A 17276-nucleotide genomic window follows, 5' to 3' on the forward strand; every position below is an offset into this window, starting at 1 on the left:
TCTAATCATAATCGGCAACCCTCGGTCGCCCTGCCCGTCCCGTCGGAGACCTGCATGAACAAGCGCTTCTTCGTCCAGATCACCCTCGGGCTCGGCCTCGCAATGACCGTGCCGTCGCTGGCGCAGGCCCAGGACGCCCTGGCGCGCGTCAAGGCGGCGGGAACCCTGAAGGTCGGGACCGAGACCGCCTTCGCGCCGTTCGACTTCATCGACGCGACCGGCCAGCATGCCGGCTTCAACGTCGACGCTTTCGCGGAAGTCGGCAAGGAGCTCGGCGTCAAGATCCAGTGGGTCGAGCTGCCCTGGGAAGGCGTGCTGCCGGGGCTCGAGGCCGGGCAGTTCAACATGGTGGCGGGCCCCGCCACCATCACCAAGGCGCGCGTGGAGCGCTACCGGTTCCTGTCGCCCGTCGCCGAGGCGACCGTCGCGATCCTGCGGCGCGCGAAGGACGACACCATCAAGACGCCCCAGGACATCGCCGGCAAGACCGTCGGCGCCGGCAAGGCGACGGCGCAGCTCGCCCAGCTGAAGACCTTCAGCGCGACGCTGCCCAAGCCCGTGGAGCCGCGCGAGTATCCCGGCTTCAACGAAGCCTATGCCGACCTGGCGGCCGGGCGCATCGTCGCCGTGGCGAACTCGCTGCCGAACATCGCCTTCGTCGCCTCGAAGCAGCCCAACGTCTTCGCGGTCGTGCAGCCGCCCTTCGGCCAGAAGAGCTATTTCGGTTATATCGGCACGAAGAAGCCCGACGATCAGCCCCTGCTCGATGCCGTGCAGGCCGCGCTCGTGAAGATCAAGGCCGACGGCCGGATGAAGAAGCTGCAGGAGAAGTGGTTCGGCACGTCCTTCGAGACGCCGGACGTGGCGCCGGAGCCGAGCTTCTGATCCGGCCCGCGATCTCACGCGTGCGATGACCGCCCAGCTGTTCGAACTGATGCTGAAGGCGGCCGGCTACACGGTCGTCATCAGCGCCGCGTCGATCGCGATCGGCCTCGTGATCGGCATCCTGGTCTGCGCCGCCAAGCTCTCGCCGCGGCCGTGGCTGCGCTGGCCGGCGAGCCTGTTCGTGAGCTTCTTCCGGGGCGTCCCGCTCCTCGTCCAGCTCCTCCTGATCTACAACCTCCTGCCGGCGATCGGTCTCACGGTGCCGAGCATCGTGGCGGCGCTGATCGGCCTGTCGCTCTGCACCGCCGCCTACCAGGCCGAGAACCTGCGCGGCGGCTTCCAGAGCGTGCCGCGCGGCCTGCTGGAGGCCGCCGACATGGCGGGCCTGTCGCCCTGGCAGCAATTCAGCCGCATCCGCGCCCCGATCGCGTTGCGGCTCACCGTTCCGGCCCTCGTCAACGAGGCGATCCTGATCCTCAAGGCATCCTCGCTGATCTCGGTGGTCGGGGTGATCGAGCTGACGCGCACGGCGCAGAACCTCGCCGCCTCGACCTACGAGCCGCTGCTGTTCTACTCGGTTGCGGGCGGCCTCTACCTCGCGATCAACTGGCTCGTCGCGGCCGGCGGCAGCCTGACCGAGCGCGCTTTGCGCCGGGGGCGGCTGGCATGAGCTTCGACGGATCGGTCATCCTCGCGGCCCTGCCGGCGATCCTGTCCGGGCTCACGGTCACGCTCGGCATCTGGGTGGCGGCGACCGTGCTGGGCATCGCGCTGGGCTTCGTCGTCGCCGCGCTCCGGCATTTCGGCCCGCGGCCCCTCGGCCTTTCCTTACGCCTCGTGGTCGAGGTCCTGCGGGGCACGCCGTTCCTGATCCAGATCTTCCTGCTCTATTTCGGCGGGCCGTTCGTCGGGATCAGCCTCGATCCGGTGCCGGCCGGGCTGCTGGGCTTGAGCGTCTACGCCGCGGCCTACTTCTCGGAGATCTTCCGGGCGGGCTTTGCCGCCGTGCCGCGGGGCCATGTCGAGGCGGCGCAATGCGTCGGCTTGAGCCAGGCCCAGATCGTCCGGCGCATCCTGATCCCCGAGATGACCATGCTGGTCCTGCCGCAATGCGTGAACATGGCGGTGATCCTGGTCAAGGAGACCGCCGTCCTGTCGATCATCGCGGTGCCGGAGGCGACCGCGGTCATCAGTGCGCTCGGCTCGCAGCAATACGCCTTCGTCGAATCGCTCTTCCTGCTCGCCATCATCTACTGGGGGCTGGTCGAGGCCTGCGGCCGAGCCGGAAGCGCGCTCGAAACCCGGCTCTCGAAGTTCAGGTTCGCATGACGCACCCCGCCATCGCCATCCGCCGCCTGTCGAAGAGCTACGGCCAGACCGAGGTCCTGCACGGCATCGACCTCGAGATCGCCCGCGGCGCCACCACCTGCCTGATCGGCCCGTCGGGCTCGGGCAAGTCGACGCTGCTGCGCTGCATCGCCTTCCTGGAGGAGGCGACGACGGGCACCATCCTGATCGACGGGCAGCCGCTCGGCTTCGAGGAGGGGGCGGACGGCCGGCGCATCCGCCTGCCCCCGCAGCGGATCCGCACGGTGCGGTCCGGCATCGGCATGGTGTTCCAGCAATTCAATTTGTGGCCGCACATGACGGCGCTCGGCAACGTCACCGAGGCGCTGGTCACCGTGAAGGGCTTGGTCCGCGCGGAGGCCGAGGCCCGCGGCATGGCGCAGCTGCGCCGGGTCGGGCTCGAGGCCCGGGCCAAGCATTACCCGTCCGAGCTCTCCGGCGGCCAGCAGCAGCGCGTCGCGATCGCCCGCGCGCTCGCGCTCGAGCCGGAGATTCTCCTGTTCGACGAGCCGACCGCCTCGCTCGATCCCGAGCTGACCGGCGAGGTGCTGAACGTGATGCGCGATCTCGGGGAGGACGGCATGACGATGGTGGTCGTCACGCACGAGATCGGCTTCGCGGCGACCGTCGGCGAGCGCATCGTCTTCCTCGATCACGGCCGCGTCCTCCTCAACGGAACGCCGTCCGAGCTGTTCGCCCCGCCGCGCCACCCCCGCCTGACCCAGTTCCTCGAAACCTACCTCGACCGCGGGGCGGCGATGTTGCTGAAGCCCGCGTGAGCCCGCCCCTTCGCCCGACCCGCCCCGAACCCGGCTCCGCCCCCCCGGGCGCCCGCAAGGGCGGGACCCGGCACGACCACATCGTCGAGGACATCCGCTCGCTCATCGTCGACGGCCGCTGGCCGCCGGGATCCCAGCTCCCGGTCGAGACCGAGCTGGCCGAGCGCTACGGCGTGTCGCGCATGACCATGAACAAGGCGCTGGGCCAGCTGGCGCGCGACGGCTTCCTCGTCCGGCGCAAGAAGAGCGGGACGCAGGTCGCGCAGCCCCGCGCCGAATCCGCCGTGGTGGCGATCGTCGATATCCGCGACGAGGTGCGCCGCTCGGGCCGGGCCTACCGCTTCCACCTGCTGGCGCGCCGCGCGCGGCCGGGCCGGGAGGAGGACGCGCTGCTGCTGGGCGCCGCGCCCGGGGTCGGGGAGGTCGTGTGGCTGCAGGGCCTGCACCTGGCCGACGACCGTCCCTTCTGCCTCGAGACCCGCCTCATCAACCCCGCCATCGCCGAGGGCGCGAAGGCCCAGGACTTCACCGACCTCACCCCGGGGGGCTGGCTGCTCGGGGCCGTGCCCTGGAGCGTGGCAAGCCATCGCGTCCGGGCCGTCAACGCGACCGCGGCCGAGGCCAAGCTCCTGGAACTCGCGGTCGGCGAGGCCTGCCTGGAGATCGTCCGCCGCACCCAGGCCGCGGGCGAATGGGTGACCGGCGTGCGGCTGCTCTATCCGGGCAGCGAGCACCAGCTGGTGGCGAATTTCGGTCCGGAGGCCGGGGGCGGGCCGGGGCGAGGGTGAGATCCACCCGGCCCGACCGCGCCAAGCTCGAAACCCAACCGGCTTGACCATGCGCGGGCTGCTTGCGGCCGGTCGATGCCATAAGGTCATCGTGCATAAAATCCAATCGGCGGAATATGATCCGAAATCCAGAATGAGACTTCGCAAAGGGTCCGTCTGACTGCGACGGCGCACGGATGGAGCCGCTTCGCGGCACTTCTTGTGCCGGATCCCGGATCACCCTCCACGTCGTTTCAGTTGGTCGGAAAAGGGCGGCGCGAACCAGGAGCCGTCGAGTTGCGCAAGGCGCTCGACGGCTGGACTCGCGCGACCGACGCCTCACCCCTCCCCGGCCGCGAACCGGCCGTAACTCCCGTCGCAATACAGCAGTGGATCGCTCCCCTGCTCGCCGATCGCGCCGGCGATCCGGGCGATCAGGACGGAATGCGTGCCGTAATCGTGGCTGGCGTCGATCGCGCAGAACAGGGTCGCCTGCGCCTCCGCCAGCCAGGGCAGGCCCACGATCGCGTCCTCGGCGTCCCGCAGCCGCCGCCAGGTGCCGTGGTTGAAGCGCGTCGCCGAAGGCGCCTCGGCGATGGCCGAGGCGAGGTCGCGGTGCGGCGCGGCCATGAGGCCGAGGGAGAAGGCGCCGCGCCCGCGCAACGCCTCGTGCGCCGAGGCGGAGCGGTTGATGCAGACGAGGAGCGAGGGCGGGTCCATCGAGACCGAGCTGACCGCCGTCGCCAGCATCGCGTGGCGCGCCGCGCCGTGCTCGGTGGCGATCACCGCCACGGTCGAGCCGAACCCGCGCCAGACCTGGCGAAAGGTCTCGGCATCGCCCGGCCGCAGCTCAGGCCCGGCCTCGTCTCCGCTCATCGCATCCGCTCCCGATCGCCGCTCCTGTTGCGGCGCACACTATCGTAGGGCATCCGGACAGCAATCGTCATGCCGACGCTCTCCCCCGCGCAAGGGCGTGGCGGGTCGGCGGGGTGGACAGGCCGAGATTGGCCCGCAGCGTCAGGCCCTCGTACTCCTCGCGGAACAGGCCGCGGCGCTGCAGCTCGGGCACCACGAGGCGGGTGAAGTCTTCGAGGCTCGACGGCAGGGTCGGGCACATCAGGATGAAACCGTCCGCGGCCTTCGTCTCGAACCATTCCTGCATGAAGTCGGCCACGTCGGCCGGCGTGCCGGTCAGCCCGTTGCCGGTATGCCGGCGGGCGTAATGGGTGATCAGCTCGCGCATCGTGTGGCCCTGGCTGACGAACTCCTTCAGCTCCTCGAACATCGCCTTCGACCCCTTGGCGCCTGCTGGCATCCGCTCCATCGGGAACGGCTTGTCGAGGTCGGCGCCGTGGAGGTCGGTCTCCAGGAATTCCTGCAGCATCAAGAGCCCGACATCCGGGTGCATCAGCGTCACCAGCGCCTCGGCCTTCGCCTCGGCCTCCGCGCGGGTCTCGCCGACATTGATGACGATCCCGGGCAGGATCTTGAGGTCGTCGGTGTCGCGGCCGTAACGGGCCATCCGGCCCTTCACGTTGGCGTAGAAGGCGCGGTTCTTCTCGATGTTCGAGGCGAGCGAGAACACCATCTCGGCGGTGCGGGCGGCGAGCTCCATGCCCTGCTCGGAGCCGCCGGCCTGCGCGATCACCGGCCGCCCCTGCGGCGTGCGGGCGATGTTGAGCGGGCCGCGGACCTGGAAGTGCTTGCCCGTGTGGTTGAGCGCGTGGAGCTTGTCCTTGTCGTGGTAGAGGCCGCTCTCCCGGTCGAGGAGCAGGGCATCGTCCTCGAAGCTGTCCCAGAGGCCGAAGACGGTGTCGATGAACTCCTCGCCACGCTCGTAGCGCTCGGCATGCGGCGCCAGCCCCTCGCGGTTGTAGTTGTAGCCGGTCTCGTCGTGGTCCGAGGTCACGACGTTCCAGGCGATCCGGCCGCGGGAGATGTGATCGGCCGAGGCGAACAGCCGGGCGATGTTGTAAGGCTCGTAGTAGCTCGTCGAGGCCGTCGCCACGAAGCCGATCCGGTCGGTGTGCTGCGACAGGGCGGTGATGGCGGTGATCGGCTCGAACCGGTTCATCTTGGTGGGATTGCGGGCGAGCGCCCCCGCATCGCCGACCGCGCTCGCCGGGCTGTCGGCGAAGAACATGAAGTCGAGCTTTCCCGCTTCCGAGATCTTGGCGCAGCGGGTCAGGTGGCCGAGATCGTTGGCGCCGCGCACGTCGCTGTCCGGGTGCAGCCACGCCGCCGGGTGGAAGCCGAAGGTGTAGACGAACGTGCCGAGCTTGAGCTTGTCCGGGCGGGGCATTCGCGGGTCTCCTCGGGGGCGGGGCTTTTCGCCTGCGGCCTGGCTCCGGCAGGCGCGGCGCGGTCTCGACGGGCGCAGTATGCCCGGGAGCGGGCTTGCCGGGATCGCAGAAATTCTGCTTCAAGCGTCAGGCAATCTGTGCAGCGCACGAGATCGGACCCGTCATGTCCCCCCTCCCCCCGCTGAAGGCGCTCCAGGCCTTCGACGCGCTCGGGCGGACCGGCAGCCTCGCGCGCGCCGCCGCCGACCTCGGGGTGACGCCGGGCGCGATCGGCCAGCAGCTGCGCAAGCTCGAAGAGGCCGTGAAGGCGCGGCTCGTCGAGCATGACGGCCGGGCCTTGCGCCTGACGCCGCTCGGCGCGACCTACCACGCGCAAGTTCGCCAGGGCTTCGCGGCCTTCGCGGACGCCGCCGCCACCTTGCGGGACGCCAACGCCGACATCATCGTGCTGTCCTGCCTGACGACGGTGCTGGGCAAGTGGATCGGCCGGCGGATGCGGGACTGGACGGAGCTCGATGCCCAGGCCCGGATCTCCCTCGTCGGCAGCGATGCCGAGCCGGATCTGGCCCAGGGCGGGGCCGACCTGCGCATCTATTACGGCGGCCGCCTGCACCCGCCGCACCGCACCGAGCTGTTCACCGACCACATCGTGCCTGTCTGCGCGCCCGCCCTGATCGCGGGGCAGCGCCTGTCCGGCCCGGCCGAGATCCTGCGCTTTCCCCTGCTCCACATTGCCTGGAACCCGCGCTTCGGCGCGAATCCCGGCTGGGCGGAATGGGGCCGGCTGATCGGCGCCAAGCCACCGCCCGCCAACCTGACCTACGGGCTGTCCGGCAGCGCGATCGACGCGGCGCTCGCCGGCCAGGGCGTCGTGCTCGGGCAGCTCGCCTTCATCGGGCCGGAGCTGGAATCGGGCCGGCTGGTCATCCCGTTCGACCTGCGCCTGCCCCTGCCCGAACCGTATTACCTGGCCTGGAACCCCGATTCCCTGAAGAAGCCCGGCGCGCGGGCCTTCCACCGCTGGCTCCTCGGCGAAGGCCGGGCCCAGGGCCTCGCCTCCGCCCCGCCGCTATGAGCCCGCGACCGCGTCGATCTCCACCACGGCAAGGTCGACCGGACCGTCGGCGGCGATCGTCGCCCCGCCCTCCCCGAGGAGGGCGTCGCGGGCGGCGAGCGGCACCGTCCGGCCGTCCACGACGACGGTCGACGGCCCGACGGCGACCACGAGAATCCAGCGCCCGCGCGGCTCGAAGGGCATGACGGGGCCGCGAAGCCGCGTCACCCGCTGGCGGCAGGCCGAGCGCCGGGTCATGACGTTGAGGTCGGTGATCGGCCCGGCGGCGAGGCGGGCCGTGGTCGCGGCGTCGCCGGGGAAGGCCAGCGGCGGCGAGGCCGGCGTCAGGCGGTGCGCGCCGTGGCCCTCAATGGCGAGATCCATCCCCTCGCCGTCGAGGAGCGCGAGCGTCCGGTCGATGCCGGGAAACACGGAGAACGGGCCGTCCATCGCGACGACCGCCATCGAGACGCGCCAGTCGAACCCGCCGAGCCCGGTGCCCGGGGGATGGACGGCGATCTCGGCGGTCTCGCCGCCCCCGTTCTTCCACGGCATGCGCAGGTGGTCCGCGGCCTTCAGGAGGCGCATGAGGTGTCCTTCTCGGGCTGTGAGCGGTTGGGACAGGACATGGCGCGGGTTTCCCCCTCCCCCTCTGCGGGGGAGGGTGGCGAGCGGAGCGAGTGCAGCGGGACGAAGTCCCGCCGAGAGGGGACGCCGCTTCCGGAGAGGTCGCGACCTTCATGAAGGCAGCTATCTGAATCAGCGCCGCGCTGCCCCTCTCCCGCCCCACTCCGTGGGGCACCCTCCCCCGCAGAGGGGGGAGGGGGAAACCCGCGCTAGTCCTCTCCTCGGTCGGTCTTGTGCACGCGGGGAGAGGAGGAACCCGCGCCTTTTCGTTCTCCGGACGGCCCTGCCGCGACCGGACGTACCGGCAGGATTGGTTCAGGCCGAAGCCAGCTCCGACCGTGCATCACGGCGACTCACCCCTTCAGCCTCCCGGCCACCTCCGCGATACGCCCCAGCACGGCGCCGAGAACCGGCCGAAGCCGCGCGGCCTTCGCCGGATCGAGCGCGAAGGGCGGCGCCTCCGTCGCCAGGTGCGAGCTCTGCGCCAGCTCCATCTGGATCGCGTGGATTCCGGCCTCCGGGCGGCCGTAATGCCGCGTGGTCCAGCCGCCGCGGAAGCGGCCGTCGACGACGCTGGTGTAGCCGGCGGCGGCAGCGCAGGTCTCTTCCGCCGCACGCGCGATCGCTGCGTCGCAGGTCCGCCCGCCATCGGTGCCGATGTTGAAATCCGGCAGCGTGCCGGGGAACAGGAACGGGATCCGCGAGCGGATCGAATGGCAATCGTAGAGCACCGCGATCCCGTGCAGCGCCCGCACGCGGGCGATCTCGGCGGCGAGCGCCGCGTGGTAGGGCGCGTGGAACCGGACGGTCCTGTCGGCGATGTCGGCCTCGTCCGGGCCGGCGCCGTCGCGCCAGATCGGCGCGCCGTCGAAATCGGTGAGCGGGACGAGGCCGGTGGTGTTCTGGCCGGGATAGAGGCTGGCCCCCGTCGGGTCGCGGTTGGCGTCGATGACGGAGCGGTGGAAGGTCGCCCGCACGGTCGTCGCGTCCGGCAGCAGCCCGTCGTAGAGGCGGTGGATGTGCCAGTCGGTGTCGCGCAAGCGGCGGCCTTCGTCGTTCAGCCGCGCCAGGATGTCGGGCGGAACGTTCGTGCCGGTATGGGGGAAGGCCAGGATGACCGGCGACGATCCTTGAACGATCTCGAACGGGCTCATCGCGCCGCCTCCAGGCTCGGCAGCAGCCCGGGGGACAGGCTGGCCTCGATCGTGCCGTCGGCCACGAGCGCCGCGGCGGCGCGCAGGTCGCCGGCGAGGTAGCGGTCCTCCTCCAGGGACGGGATTACGGCGCGGATCGCGGCGAGCGCCCGTTCCAGCTCCGGGCTCGTCCGCAGCGGCCCGCGCAGCTCGACGCCCTGCGCGCCGGCGAGCGCCTCGATGCCGAGGATGCCGAACAGGTTCTCGGTCATCGCCAACAGGCGGCGGGCGCCGTGGCAGGCCATCGAGACGTGGTCCTCCTGGTTGGCCGAGGTCGGCGTCGAATCGACCGAGGCCGGATGGGCCCGCTGCTTGTTCTCGCTCATCAGCGCCGCCGAGGTCACCTCGGCGATCATCAGCCCGGAATTGAGCCCCGGCTTCTTCGCCAGGAAGGCCGGCAGGCCGAAGGACAGGGCCGGATCGACGAGGAGCGCGATGCGCCGCTGGGCGATCGAACCGATCTCGCAGACGGCCAGCGCGATCTGGTCGGCCGCGAAGGCGACCGGCTCGGCGTGGAAGTTGCCGCCCGACACGACCTCGCCGTCGGACAGGACGAGGGGATTGTCGGTGACGGCGTTGGCTTCCGTCTCCAGGGTGTGCCCGGCCTGGCGCAGGAGGTCGAGGCAGGCGCCCACCACCTGCGGCTGGCAACGGATGCAGTAGGGATCCTGGACGCGCTCGTCGCCCTCGACGTGGCTCGCGCGGATCGCCGAGCCGTCGAGGAGCGCCCGCAGGGCCGCGCCGGCATCGATCTGCCCCCGATGGCCGCGCAACGCGTGGATCTCGGGATGGAACGGGGCCGAGGAGCCCATCGCGGCGTCCGTCGACAGGGCGCCGGTGACGAGCGCGGTACGCAGGGCCCGGCAGGCCCGGAACAGCCCGGCGAGCGCCAAAGCCGTCGAGACCTGCGTGCCGTTGATGAGCGCGAGCCCCTCCTTCGCCGCCAGCACGACCGGCTCCAGCCCGGCGCGCCGCAGGGCCTCGGCCCCGGATAGCCGCTCGCCGTCGAGGAACGCCTCGCCCTCGCCGATCATCACGGCGGCGAGATGGGCGAGCGGCGCGAGGTCGCCGCTCGCGCCGACCGAGCCCTGGCCGGGAATCGCCGGGACGACGCCGCGTGCGAGCATCGCCTCGATGAGCCGTACGAGGGCCGGCCGCACGCCCGAGGCGCCTCGGCCGAGCGAGATCAGCTTCAGCGCCATCACCAGCCGCACCACGTCGGCCTCCAGCAGGTCGCCGAGGCCGCAGCAATGGGACAGGATCAGGTTGCGCTGGAGGGTGGCGAGGTCGCCGGGCGCGATCCGGATCGAGGCCAGTTTCCCGAAGCCGGTATTGATGCCGTAGATCGGCGCTTCGCCCGCGGCGATGGCGGCGATCCGGGCCGCGCCCCGTTCGATGGCGGCATCGCAGCCCGCATCCAGCCGCGCCGCCGCGCCGTCGCGATAGACGCGCTCGAGATCCCGGAGCGTCACGCGGCCGGGATGGAGGGTCAGGGTGGTCATGGCAAGATCCTCGCTTCCTGAAGCGGTGCGCGTCAGCCGCGCGGCCGGTCCGATGCCGCGGCATCGACATCCCCTCGGCCGTCAGCCGGCGAGCGCATCGACGCGCCTGTCTCGCCGTCGCTATTATGTATAGACATGTGACGCGGCTTGGCAAGCGCGGCGCGCATCCGAAGGGCCGCGGCGCGGCGATCGGCGCGGCGGTTCCGGGACCGATCGTTAACCGGCACCCGCCATCCTCGTCCGATGACCAATGCCGAGATCACCGACCTCTGGCTCGACGCCCTGGCGGCCGAGCGCGGCACCGCCGCCTCGTCGCTGAAGACCTACCGCCGCGACATCGCGAGCTATCTCGGCTGGCTGGGCGAACGGCGCCTCGCGGCGGTGACCCGCGACGACATGGTGGCCTACCTCTCCCATCTCGATCGGCAGGCCCTGTCGCATTCGACGATCAGCCGGCGCCGCTCGGTCGCCAACGGCATCCACCGCTTCATGGTGGCGGAGGGAATCGGGACCGGGAATCCGGCGGCCGAGCTCCAGCCGATGAAGCGGCCCTCACGCCTGCCGTTCACGCCGGGGATCGAGGCCGTCGACCGGCTGATCGAGACCGCGCACGCGCAGGCCCGGGACGGGTCGGTCGGGCTCTACCGCCAGGCCGGCTACGCGCGGCGCGCGGCCCTGCTCGAGACGCTCTACGCCAGCGGCATGCGGGTGTCGGAGGCGGTGACGCGCCCGGCCGACGCGGTGCGGCCAGGCACCCGGATGATCCATGTCCGCGGCAAGGGCGGCAAGGACCGGCTGGTGCCGCTCCACGACCGCGCGGTCGAGGCGATCGGCCTGTGGCGGAATCTTGCCGGCCGCTACGGCTCGCGGTCCGACGTCTGGCTGTTCCACCGGGTCGCCCACGGCGAGCAGCACCTGACGATCGACGCTGCCCTGAAGGAGATCAAGGAGGCCGCCGCCGCCGCCGGCCTCGCGAACGCGGCGCGCTGGTCGCCGCACAAGCTGCGCCACGCCTTCGCGACCCATCTCCTGCAGAACGGCGCCGACCTGCGGGTCATCGGTGAGCTTCTGGGCCATGCCGATCTCAGCACGACCGAGGTCTACACCAAGGTGGACCTGTCGCGCGCGCAGCGGATGGTCAGGGATCTGCATCCCCTGTCGGGGGAGCCGCCGGAGCCGCGGCGCGGGCCGGCGTGACCGGGGATCGCGGGCGGCGCCGGGACGGGCCGAGTTCGGGCTGAAAGCATGTCACATCTCGCGACGATCGCGTCGACCCTGGTCTCCGTCATCCTGCCGGTCTTCGGCCTGATCGCGATCGGCCGGCTGATCATCCGCCTCGGCGTCGTCGACAAGGCCGAGACGAAGGGGCTGACGAGCCTGATCTTCTGGATCCTGCTGCCGTCCCTGCTGTTCCTGTCGATCGTCGGCAGCCGGACGGCGCCGCGCCTCGACGTGATCGGCCTCTACTTCGCCGTGGCGCTGCCGGTCTTCGCCCTGTCGGTGCTCGGCGGGATCGCGCTGATGCGCATGACGATCGCGCAGGGCGCGCTGTTCGGGCTCAACGCCGCGTTCGGCAACACCGTGCTGCTCGGCATCCCGATCGTCGGCGGGATCTGGGGCGGGTCGGGCCTCGCCGTGCTGCTGTCGATCATCGCGGCGCATTCGCTCCTCCTCCTGCCCGCGGCGACGATCCTCGTCGAGCTGGACCGGGGCGCGCACCGGCGCCCCCTGTTCCACACGCTCCGGGACACGGTCGTCGGCAGCCTCAAGAACCCGATTATCTCCTCGATCGTGGCGGCCACGCTGTGGAACGCGACCGGCCTGCCCGTGCCGGAGGCGCTGCGGCGGATCCTCGACCTGCTCGCCCAGGCCGCACCGGCCCTGGCGCTGATCAGCCTCGGCGCGTCGCTGCCCGTCCTGCGCCGGGGCACCGTCGGTCCGCCGGTCCTCGCCGCCGTGGCGATCAAGCTCGCAATCATGCCGCTCTGCATGGGCCTCGTCGTCACCCTGGCCGCGGTGCCGCAGCCGGCCGGGATCATCATGATCGTGACGGCCGCGCTGCCGACGGGGGCGAACGCCTTCCTGCTCGCGCATCGCTCGGGCGCGATGATGGAGGTCTCGGCAGCCACGGTCGTGGTCGCCACGGTCGTCTCCATCGCGACGCTCACCGCCATCATCTCGGCGGCCCTCTGACCCGGGCCGCACCGCAGGCGGCGCGAGACGGCACGCACCGACGCAAGATCGGCGTCGGCCGCGATGCACCGGGGCAGCCGGGGACGCGGGCGGGCCGACCGGCGACGAGGCCGCGGCGCCCCCCGGTACGGCCGAGCCTTGACTTCCAGATTGGATTTGTTCTAATTCGCATCAGGCGCGGCGGACAGGCCGCATGACAGGAGCACCACGATGGCCACGGCGAACTGCGAGAGCTGCAAGTTCTTCGACGAGCACAAGGGCAACGGTGCCGCCGCCCAGGGCGATGCCGGCCTGTGCCGCTTCAACCCCCCGGTGACCCAGCCCGGCCCGCAGGAGCACGGCCTGTGGCCGGTGGTCTCGACCAGCGACTGGTGCGGCCACTTCAGCGCCGAGATGACCGCCGCCGAGTAAGACGCGGCCCATCGCGACCGCGATGCGGGGTCGGCCGAGAGGCCGGCCCCTTTTTTGTTCGGTCAGGCCACCGGCGCGGCGGCACGGTCGGCACCTCGAGCGGGGCGACCGGCGGATGCGCCCCGACGCCGCCGATCCGGCGCGCCTCAAGCGGCGCAATGGCTTGCGATTGCGTTCATTTTGCATACAATCAGCCCTGTCATCGCGGGATGGATCAGGCAGGCGACGCGACTTTGGGTATTCCGGTCATCGAACCGAGCGGCATCGACGCGAGCGAGGAGGCGTCGCCTCCCAACCTCGTCAATCTCGTCACCACCTCGGTCACGGCCATGATCCGCCAACGTCAGCTGCGGGGCGGTCACAGCATCGTCGAGGCGAAGCTGGCGGCCCAGCTCGGCGTGTCCCGCACGCCGTTGCGCGAGGGCCTGCAGCGGCTCGAGGGCGAAGGGCTGGTCATCAAGGGAAGCGGGCGCTCGTTCGTCGTGCGGCACGTGGATCTCGGCGAGTATCTCCAGAGCCTGAAGGTCCGCGAGATCCTCGAGCCGGAGGCCGCCGAGGCCGCCGCCGGCCACATCCCGGACGCCGAGATCGCCGCCGTGCGCCGGGAGATCGCCGGGCTTCAAGCCGGGTCGACGTCGCTCCACACCGATGCGCATTGGCAATCGGACGACGCCCTGCACGAGCTCTTCGCCCGCAACAGCGGCAACGACGTGCTGGCGCAGGTGATCCGGCGCCTGCGGGTGACCACCCGCCTGTTCGAGATCGCCCGGCTCCAGGACCGCGTCGCGCCCGACCTGCGCGAACATGCCCAGATCCTCGACGCCCTGGAGAGCGGCGACGGCAAGGCCGCGCGCAAGGCGACCCAGGCCCACATCCGCAGCCTCCAGCGCTTCGCCCTCGCGACCGTGCGCTGAGGCCGGCACCGGCGGGCGCACGATGGCCCGCCGGCGTCGCGGCCTCCCGCGTCGTGCCGCGACGCGATCGGGTGATTCCCTAGTGCCGCAGGATCTTCGAGACGAAGCTCTGCGTCCGCGCCTCCTGCGGCGCGTCGAAGATGCGGGCGGGCGGGCCCTCCTCGACCTTGCGCCCGTCGGCCATGAACACGACGCGGGACGACACTTCGCGGATGAAGCCCATCTCGTGCGAGACGATCATCATGGTCATGCCCTCGCGGGCCAGCAGCCGGATCGTGTCGAGGACTTCCGACACCAGCTCGGGATCGAGCGCCGCCGTCACCTCGTCGAGGAGCAGGATCTCCGGCCGCAGCGCCAGGGCGCGGGCGATCGCGACGCGCTGCTGCTGCCCGCCCGAGAGCTGGTCGGGATAGGACGAGAGCTTGTCGGCGAGCCCGACCTTGGCGAGGAGCCGGCGCGCCTCGTCCTCGACCTCGCGCCGGGGCCGGCCGCGGATCTTGACCGGGGTGATGCAGACGTTCTGCAGCACGGTCATGTTCTGGAACAGGTTGTATTGCTGGAACACCACGGCGACGCGCTCGCGCAAGGCGCGCACCTCCGCCGGCTTGGCGTAATCGACCCGGCGCCCGTCGAGGACGATCTCGCCCCGGCTCGGCGGCAGAAGGCCGAGGATGGTGCGCAGGATCGTGCTCTTGCCCGAGCCCGACGGGCCGATCAGCCCGACCGTCGCCCCGCTCTCCACGTGCAGGTCGAGGCCGGACAGGACCGGGGTCGCCCCGTAATGGGCATCAAGGCCGCGGATGACGAGGTCCGGCAAGGCGGGTCTCCAGTCTGGCCCCGAGGCGGGCGAGCGGGTAGGACAGGGCGAAGTAGAGCACGAGCACGCAGCCGAAGCTGAGGGTCGCCGAGAACCCCTTGTTGTTCAGGACCCGGGCCGCATAGGTCAGCTCGATCACGCCGATCTGCGAGGCGAGCGCCGTATCCTTGATGAACATCACGAAGAAGCCGAAGCTGGGGGGCAGGATCAGCGGCCAGGCCTGCGGTAGGACGACGAGCCGGATCGTCTGGAGCAGCGTGAAGTTCATCGTCGCCGCGGCCTCCCACTGGTTGGGATGGACGGCGGCGAGCCCGGCGCGCACGATCTCGGCGAGGTAGGCCCCGGCGATCAGCGTCACGGTGACGCCGGCCACCACCGCGAGGGGCAGATCCACGCCCGAGGCCTGGACCAGGTAGAAGGTCAGCATCAGGGTGACCAGGAACGGCACCCGGCGGAACAGTTCGGTGTAGAGCCGGGCGAGCAGCCGCACCGGCCTGAGCCAGCCCGCCCGCGTGCGCCCCGCGACGGCAACCGCCACCCCGATCAGGCTGCCGAGGACGACGCCGACCGCCGAGAGCGCGAGGGTCGTCGCGGCGGCGCGGGCCAGGAACGCGGCGTTGGCGAGGGTGGCGAAGCGCGGCCACTCGGCGAGGATCGTCTCGAACATCTAGAGCGGCCTCACCCGGACCCGGAACGCGGCCCGCGCGAACAGCGAGATCGCTAGCGAGGCGAGGAGCGTCAGCGCGACGTAGAACCCGGCGACGATCAGGAAGACCTCGACCGACCGGAAGGTCTGCGACGACAGGGTCAGGGCCTCCCCCGTCAGCTCCTCGACGCCGAACACCGCGGCCATCGAGGTGCCGAGCGTCATGATGATGAAGTGCGAGGAGAGCGGCGGCAGGAGCACCCGCATCGCATGGGGCAGGACGACGTAGCGGATCTGCTGCAGGCGGGAGAAGCCCAGGACCGCGGCGGCCTCGAGCTCGGAGCGCCGCGCGCTCTCGAAGCCGGCGCGCTGGATCTCGGTGAGGTAGGCGCCCGCGTTCAGCGTCATGCCGATCAGCACCGCCGTGAACGAGGACAGGACGAGGCCGGCATCCGGCAGCGCGAAGTACAGGAAGTAGATCTGCACGAGCTGCGGCGTGTTGGTGAAGGCCGTGACGTAGAGCTTCACCGCCCGGCGCGCCCAGGCTCCGCCATAGGTGCGGATCGCCGCCCCGGCCGTGCCGAGGAGGAGGCCGCCGCAGAAGGCCAGCAGCGCGAGCTGCAGCGAGACCAGGGCGGCGTCGAAGAGCCGGGGCAGGAACGGCCAGACCTGCCCGAACTGGAAGGTGTAACCCATCTTTCGTTCCTCTCGGGTCGCTCCGGTCGGGGAAGCGGCCCGGGGCGTGATCCGGTGTCCCGGACGGATGACCCTCCGGACCCGGCGTCGCCAGCCCGCGCGGCTGAGCCTTCCGGCTCCACACGCCCGGGCGACGCCGCATCCATGGTGCGACGCCTCGATCGGATGCTGGACGAGATCGCGGGATCAGAAGTACGGCGAGGCCTGGACCGGCGCGATCATGTCCATGCCGAACCACTTCTTCCACAATTCGGCGGTCCGGCCGCGCCGGTGCATGTCGAAGATCGCCACGTTCAGCCAGTCCTTGAGGCCGGTCGCATTCCGGGCCACACCCATGCTGCAGTAATAGGTGTCGATGGGTGTCGGCAGGATCTTCCACTTGGTGTTGGGGTAGTTACGCATGTGCTCGCCCATGAAGTCGATGACGTCGATCATCGCGGTGCCGCGCTTCTGCGACAGCGCCCGGACGGCGTCGGGATAATTGTCGAGCAGCGTCACCTTGGCCTGGGGCAGGTTGTCGGCGATGAACTTGACCGGCGTGGAGCCGCGGACCTCGACGAAGGTGACGCCGGGCACGTTCAGGCTCTTCCAGTCCTGGTAGGGCTGGTCCTCGGTGGTGAGGACGCCGAGCACCTCGGTATGCACCGGGACCGTGAACTCGATGACCTTGGCGCGCTCGGGCGTACGGGTCATCGCCCCCATCACGACGTCGATCTTGCCCGAGGTCACGAAGGGGATGCGGTCCGGCGAGCCGACCGGGACCACCTCGAGCTTCACGCCCAGCGTCTTGGCGATCTCGGTGGCGAAATCGACGTCGAACCCGACGATCGTGTTCGACTCGTCGAACTTGCCGAGCGGCGGCAGGGTCGGGTTGACGCCGACGCGCAGCGTTCCGGAGGCGATGACCTCGTCGAGCGTCCGGGCGGCGGCCGGCGCGAGCGCGGTCGTGGCCACGGCGAGAGCCGCGAGCCCGGCGGCGAGGGCGTTCCTGAACGTCGCGGGTCCGAACATGGGCTTTCTCCTGGTCGCGACGGGGCGGGACGAGCCCCGACCGGACGCTTGCGGTTGCGCTTTCGGTCTGCAAAATGTATACATTCTTTATTCCTGTAAAGCGCAGTTTGTGGGTCGCTGGTGCCTCCTTC

The 17276-nt window shown here is 70.9% G+C and carries 19 protein-coding genes; 10 read left to right on the forward strand and 9 right to left on the reverse strand.

Annotated features, from left to right (window positions below):
- Window positions 1–102 precede the first annotated feature (102 nt).
- Genes FF100_RS24250 through FF100_RS24270 form a run of 5 tightly spaced genes read left to right on the forward strand, consistent with a single transcriptional unit; the run spans window position 103 to window position 3799 of the window.
- Window positions 103–885 (forward strand): transporter substrate-binding domain-containing protein, encoded by a 783-nt coding sequence (locus FF100_RS24250; protein ID WP_246102320.1) that lies wholly within the window; start codon window positions 103–105, stop codon window positions 883–885.
- Window positions 886–910: 25 nt separating this feature from the next.
- Window positions 911–1555 (forward strand): amino acid ABC transporter permease, encoded by a 645-nt coding sequence (locus FF100_RS24255; RefSeq protein ID WP_139038341.1) that lies wholly within the window; start codon window positions 911–913, stop codon window positions 1553–1555.
- Complete coding sequence (locus tag FF100_RS24260) at window positions 1552–2214, forward strand: amino acid ABC transporter permease (protein ID WP_139038342.1); 663 nt, start codon at window positions 1552–1554, stop codon at window positions 2212–2214. Before FF100_RS24255 ends, FF100_RS24260 begins: the two co-directional genes overlap by 4 nt.
- Entirely contained in the window at window positions 2211–3011 is an 801-nt protein-coding gene (locus FF100_RS24265; RefSeq protein ID WP_139038343.1) for an amino acid ABC transporter ATP-binding protein, read from the forward strand. Before FF100_RS24260 ends, FF100_RS24265 begins: the two co-directional genes overlap by 4 nt.
- Entirely contained in the window at window positions 3008–3799 is a 792-nt protein-coding gene (locus FF100_RS24270; RefSeq protein WP_139038344.1) for a histidine utilization transcriptional repressor HutC, read from the forward strand. The genes FF100_RS24265 and FF100_RS24270 overlap by 4 nt, the downstream gene beginning before the upstream one ends.
- Window positions 3800–4117: 318 nt before the next feature.
- Here FF100_RS24270 and FF100_RS24275 read toward each other — a convergent pair whose 3' ends face one another.
- Together FF100_RS24275 and FF100_RS24280 are read right to left on the reverse strand one after the other, a co-directional pair.
- Window positions 4118–4654 (reverse strand): flavin reductase family protein, encoded by a 537-nt coding sequence (locus tag FF100_RS24275; RefSeq protein ID WP_139038345.1) that lies wholly within the window; start codon window positions 4652–4654, stop codon window positions 4118–4120.
- A 67-nt stretch (window positions 4655–4721) separates the two neighbouring features.
- The gene (locus FF100_RS24280; RefSeq protein WP_139038346.1) at window positions 4722–6080 is read right to left on the reverse strand and encodes an LLM class flavin-dependent oxidoreductase; all 1359 of its coding nucleotides are present in this window, start codon (window positions 6078–6080) and stop codon (window positions 4722–4724) included.
- A gap of 164 nt (window positions 6081–6244) precedes the next feature.
- Here FF100_RS24280 and FF100_RS24285 point away from each other — a divergent pair, with 164 nt between their 5' ends.
- The gene (locus FF100_RS24285) at window positions 6245–7156 is read left to right on the forward strand and encodes a LysR substrate-binding domain-containing protein (protein WP_139038347.1); all 912 of its coding nucleotides are present in this window, start codon (window positions 6245–6247) and stop codon (window positions 7154–7156) included.
- On the opposite strand, the gene FF100_RS24290 is transcribed toward FF100_RS24285, so the two are convergent.
- The 3 genes from FF100_RS24290 to hutH all read right to left on the reverse strand — a co-directional run bounded on the left by FF100_RS24290 (window position 7151) and on the right by hutH (window position 10457).
- The gene (locus FF100_RS24290) at window positions 7151–7723 is read right to left on the reverse strand and encodes a HutD/Ves family protein (RefSeq protein WP_139038348.1); all 573 of its coding nucleotides are present in this window, start codon (window positions 7721–7723) and stop codon (window positions 7151–7153) included. The two genes, FF100_RS24285 and FF100_RS24290, sit on opposite strands and share 6 nt — an antisense overlap.
- A 392-nt stretch (window positions 7724–8115) precedes the next feature.
- Window positions 8116–8916 carry an N-formylglutamate deformylase gene (gene hutG, locus FF100_RS24295; protein WP_139038349.1) on the reverse strand — a complete coding sequence of 267 codons (801 nt, stop codon included), beginning with the start codon at window positions 8914–8916 and terminating at the stop codon, window positions 8116–8118.
- On the reverse strand, window positions 8913–10457 hold the full coding sequence (gene hutH, locus FF100_RS24300) for a histidine ammonia-lyase (protein ID WP_139038350.1): 1545 nt from the start codon (window positions 10455–10457) through the stop codon (window positions 8913–8915). The genes hutG and hutH overlap by 4 nt, the downstream gene beginning before the upstream one ends.
- Window positions 10458–10700: 243 nt before the next feature.
- Here hutH and FF100_RS24305 point away from each other — a divergent pair, with 243 nt between their 5' ends.
- From FF100_RS24305 to FF100_RS24320, 4 genes are all read left to right on the forward strand, one after another.
- Window positions 10701–11654 (forward strand): tyrosine-type recombinase/integrase, encoded by a 954-nt coding sequence (locus tag FF100_RS24305; RefSeq protein WP_139038351.1) that lies wholly within the window; start codon window positions 10701–10703, stop codon window positions 11652–11654.
- A 48-nt stretch (window positions 11655–11702) separates the two neighbouring features.
- Window positions 11703–12650, forward strand: coding sequence for an AEC family transporter (locus FF100_RS24310; RefSeq protein WP_139038352.1), 948 nt, complete (start codon window positions 11703–11705; stop codon window positions 12648–12650).
- A 210-nt stretch (window positions 12651–12860) separates the two neighbouring features.
- On the forward strand, window positions 12861–13061 hold the full coding sequence (locus FF100_RS24315) for a hypothetical protein (protein WP_139038353.1): 201 nt from the start codon (window positions 12861–12863) through the stop codon (window positions 13059–13061).
- 233 nt (window positions 13062–13294) lie between these two features.
- The gene (locus FF100_RS24320; protein ID WP_425463348.1) at window positions 13295–13975 is read left to right on the forward strand and encodes a GntR family transcriptional regulator; all 681 of its coding nucleotides are present in this window, start codon (window positions 13295–13297) and stop codon (window positions 13973–13975) included.
- 79 nt (window positions 13976–14054) lie between these two features.
- Here the strand turns inward: FF100_RS24320 and FF100_RS24325 are convergent, their stop codons facing one another.
- The 4 genes from FF100_RS24325 to FF100_RS24340 all read right to left on the reverse strand — a co-directional run bounded on the left by FF100_RS24325 (window position 14055) and on the right by FF100_RS24340 (window position 17145).
- On the reverse strand, window positions 14055–14792 hold the full coding sequence (locus FF100_RS24325) for an amino acid ABC transporter ATP-binding protein (protein WP_139038355.1): 738 nt from the start codon (window positions 14790–14792) through the stop codon (window positions 14055–14057).
- A complete protein-coding gene (locus FF100_RS24330) occupies window positions 14764–15459 on the reverse strand; it encodes an amino acid ABC transporter permease (protein WP_139038356.1) in 696 nt (231 codons plus the stop codon). The genes FF100_RS24325 and FF100_RS24330 overlap by 29 nt, the downstream gene beginning before the upstream one ends.
- Window positions 15460–16134 carry an amino acid ABC transporter permease gene (locus FF100_RS24335; RefSeq protein ID WP_139038357.1) on the reverse strand — a complete coding sequence of 225 codons (675 nt, stop codon included), beginning with the start codon at window positions 16132–16134 and terminating at the stop codon, window positions 15460–15462.
- Between the two features lie 186 nt (window positions 16135–16320).
- Entirely contained in the window at window positions 16321–17145 is an 825-nt protein-coding gene (locus FF100_RS24340) for a transporter substrate-binding domain-containing protein (protein ID WP_139038358.1), read from the reverse strand.
- Window positions 17146–17276 lie beyond the last annotated feature (131 nt).

Source organism: Methylobacterium terricola (assembly GCF_006151805.1).
GTDB lineage: Bacteria > Pseudomonadota > Alphaproteobacteria > Rhizobiales > Beijerinckiaceae > Methylobacterium > Methylobacterium terricola.

Excerpts from the sequence above, each read along its gene's own strand:
- FF100_RS24250 (WP_246102320.1), top strand. The coding sequence starts at position 103 with ATGACCGTGCCGTCGCTGGCGCAGGCCCAGGACGCCCTGGCGCGCGTC.
- FF100_RS24255 (WP_139038341.1), top strand. The coding sequence starts at position 911 with ATGACCGCCCAGCTGTTCGAACTGATGCTGAAGGCGGCCGGCTACACG.
- FF100_RS24260 (WP_139038342.1), top strand. The coding sequence starts at position 1,552 with ATGAGCTTCGACGGATCGGTCATCCTCGCGGCCCTGCCGGCGATCCTG.
- FF100_RS24265 (WP_139038343.1), top strand. The coding sequence starts at position 2,211 with ATGACGCACCCCGCCATCGCCATCCGCCGCCTGTCGAAGAGCTACGGC.
- FF100_RS24275 (WP_139038345.1), bottom strand. The coding sequence starts at position 4,654 with ATGAGCGGAGACGAGGCCGGGCCTGAGCTGCGGCCGGGCGATGCCGAG.
- FF100_RS24280 (WP_139038346.1), bottom strand. The coding sequence starts at position 6,080 with ATGCCCCGCCCGGACAAGCTCAAGCTCGGCACGTTCGTCTACACCTTC.
- FF100_RS24285 (WP_139038347.1), top strand. The coding sequence starts at position 6,245 with ATGTCCCCCCTCCCCCCGCTGAAGGCGCTCCAGGCCTTCGACGCGCTC.
- FF100_RS24290 (WP_139038348.1), bottom strand. The coding sequence starts at position 7,723 with ATGCGCCTCCTGAAGGCCGCGGACCACCTGCGCATGCCGTGGAAGAAC.
- hutG (WP_139038349.1), bottom strand. The coding sequence starts at position 8,916 with ATGAGCCCGTTCGAGATCGTTCAAGGATCGTCGCCGGTCATCCTGGCC.
- hutH (WP_139038350.1), bottom strand. The coding sequence starts at position 10,457 with ATGACCACCCTGACCCTCCATCCCGGCCGCGTGACGCTCCGGGATCTC.
- FF100_RS24305 (WP_139038351.1), top strand. The coding sequence starts at position 10,701 with ATGACCAATGCCGAGATCACCGACCTCTGGCTCGACGCCCTGGCGGCC.
- FF100_RS24310 (WP_139038352.1), top strand. The coding sequence starts at position 11,703 with ATGTCACATCTCGCGACGATCGCGTCGACCCTGGTCTCCGTCATCCTG.
- FF100_RS24315 (WP_139038353.1), top strand. The coding sequence starts at position 12,861 with ATGGCCACGGCGAACTGCGAGAGCTGCAAGTTCTTCGACGAGCACAAG.
- FF100_RS24330 (WP_139038356.1), bottom strand. The coding sequence starts at position 15,459 with ATGTTCGAGACGATCCTCGCCGAGTGGCCGCGCTTCGCCACCCTCGCC.
- FF100_RS24335 (WP_139038357.1), bottom strand. The coding sequence starts at position 16,134 with ATGGGTTACACCTTCCAGTTCGGGCAGGTCTGGCCGTTCCTGCCCCGG.
- FF100_RS24340 (WP_139038358.1), bottom strand. The coding sequence starts at position 17,145 with ATGTTCGGACCCGCGACGTTCAGGAACGCCCTCGCCGCCGGGCTCGCG.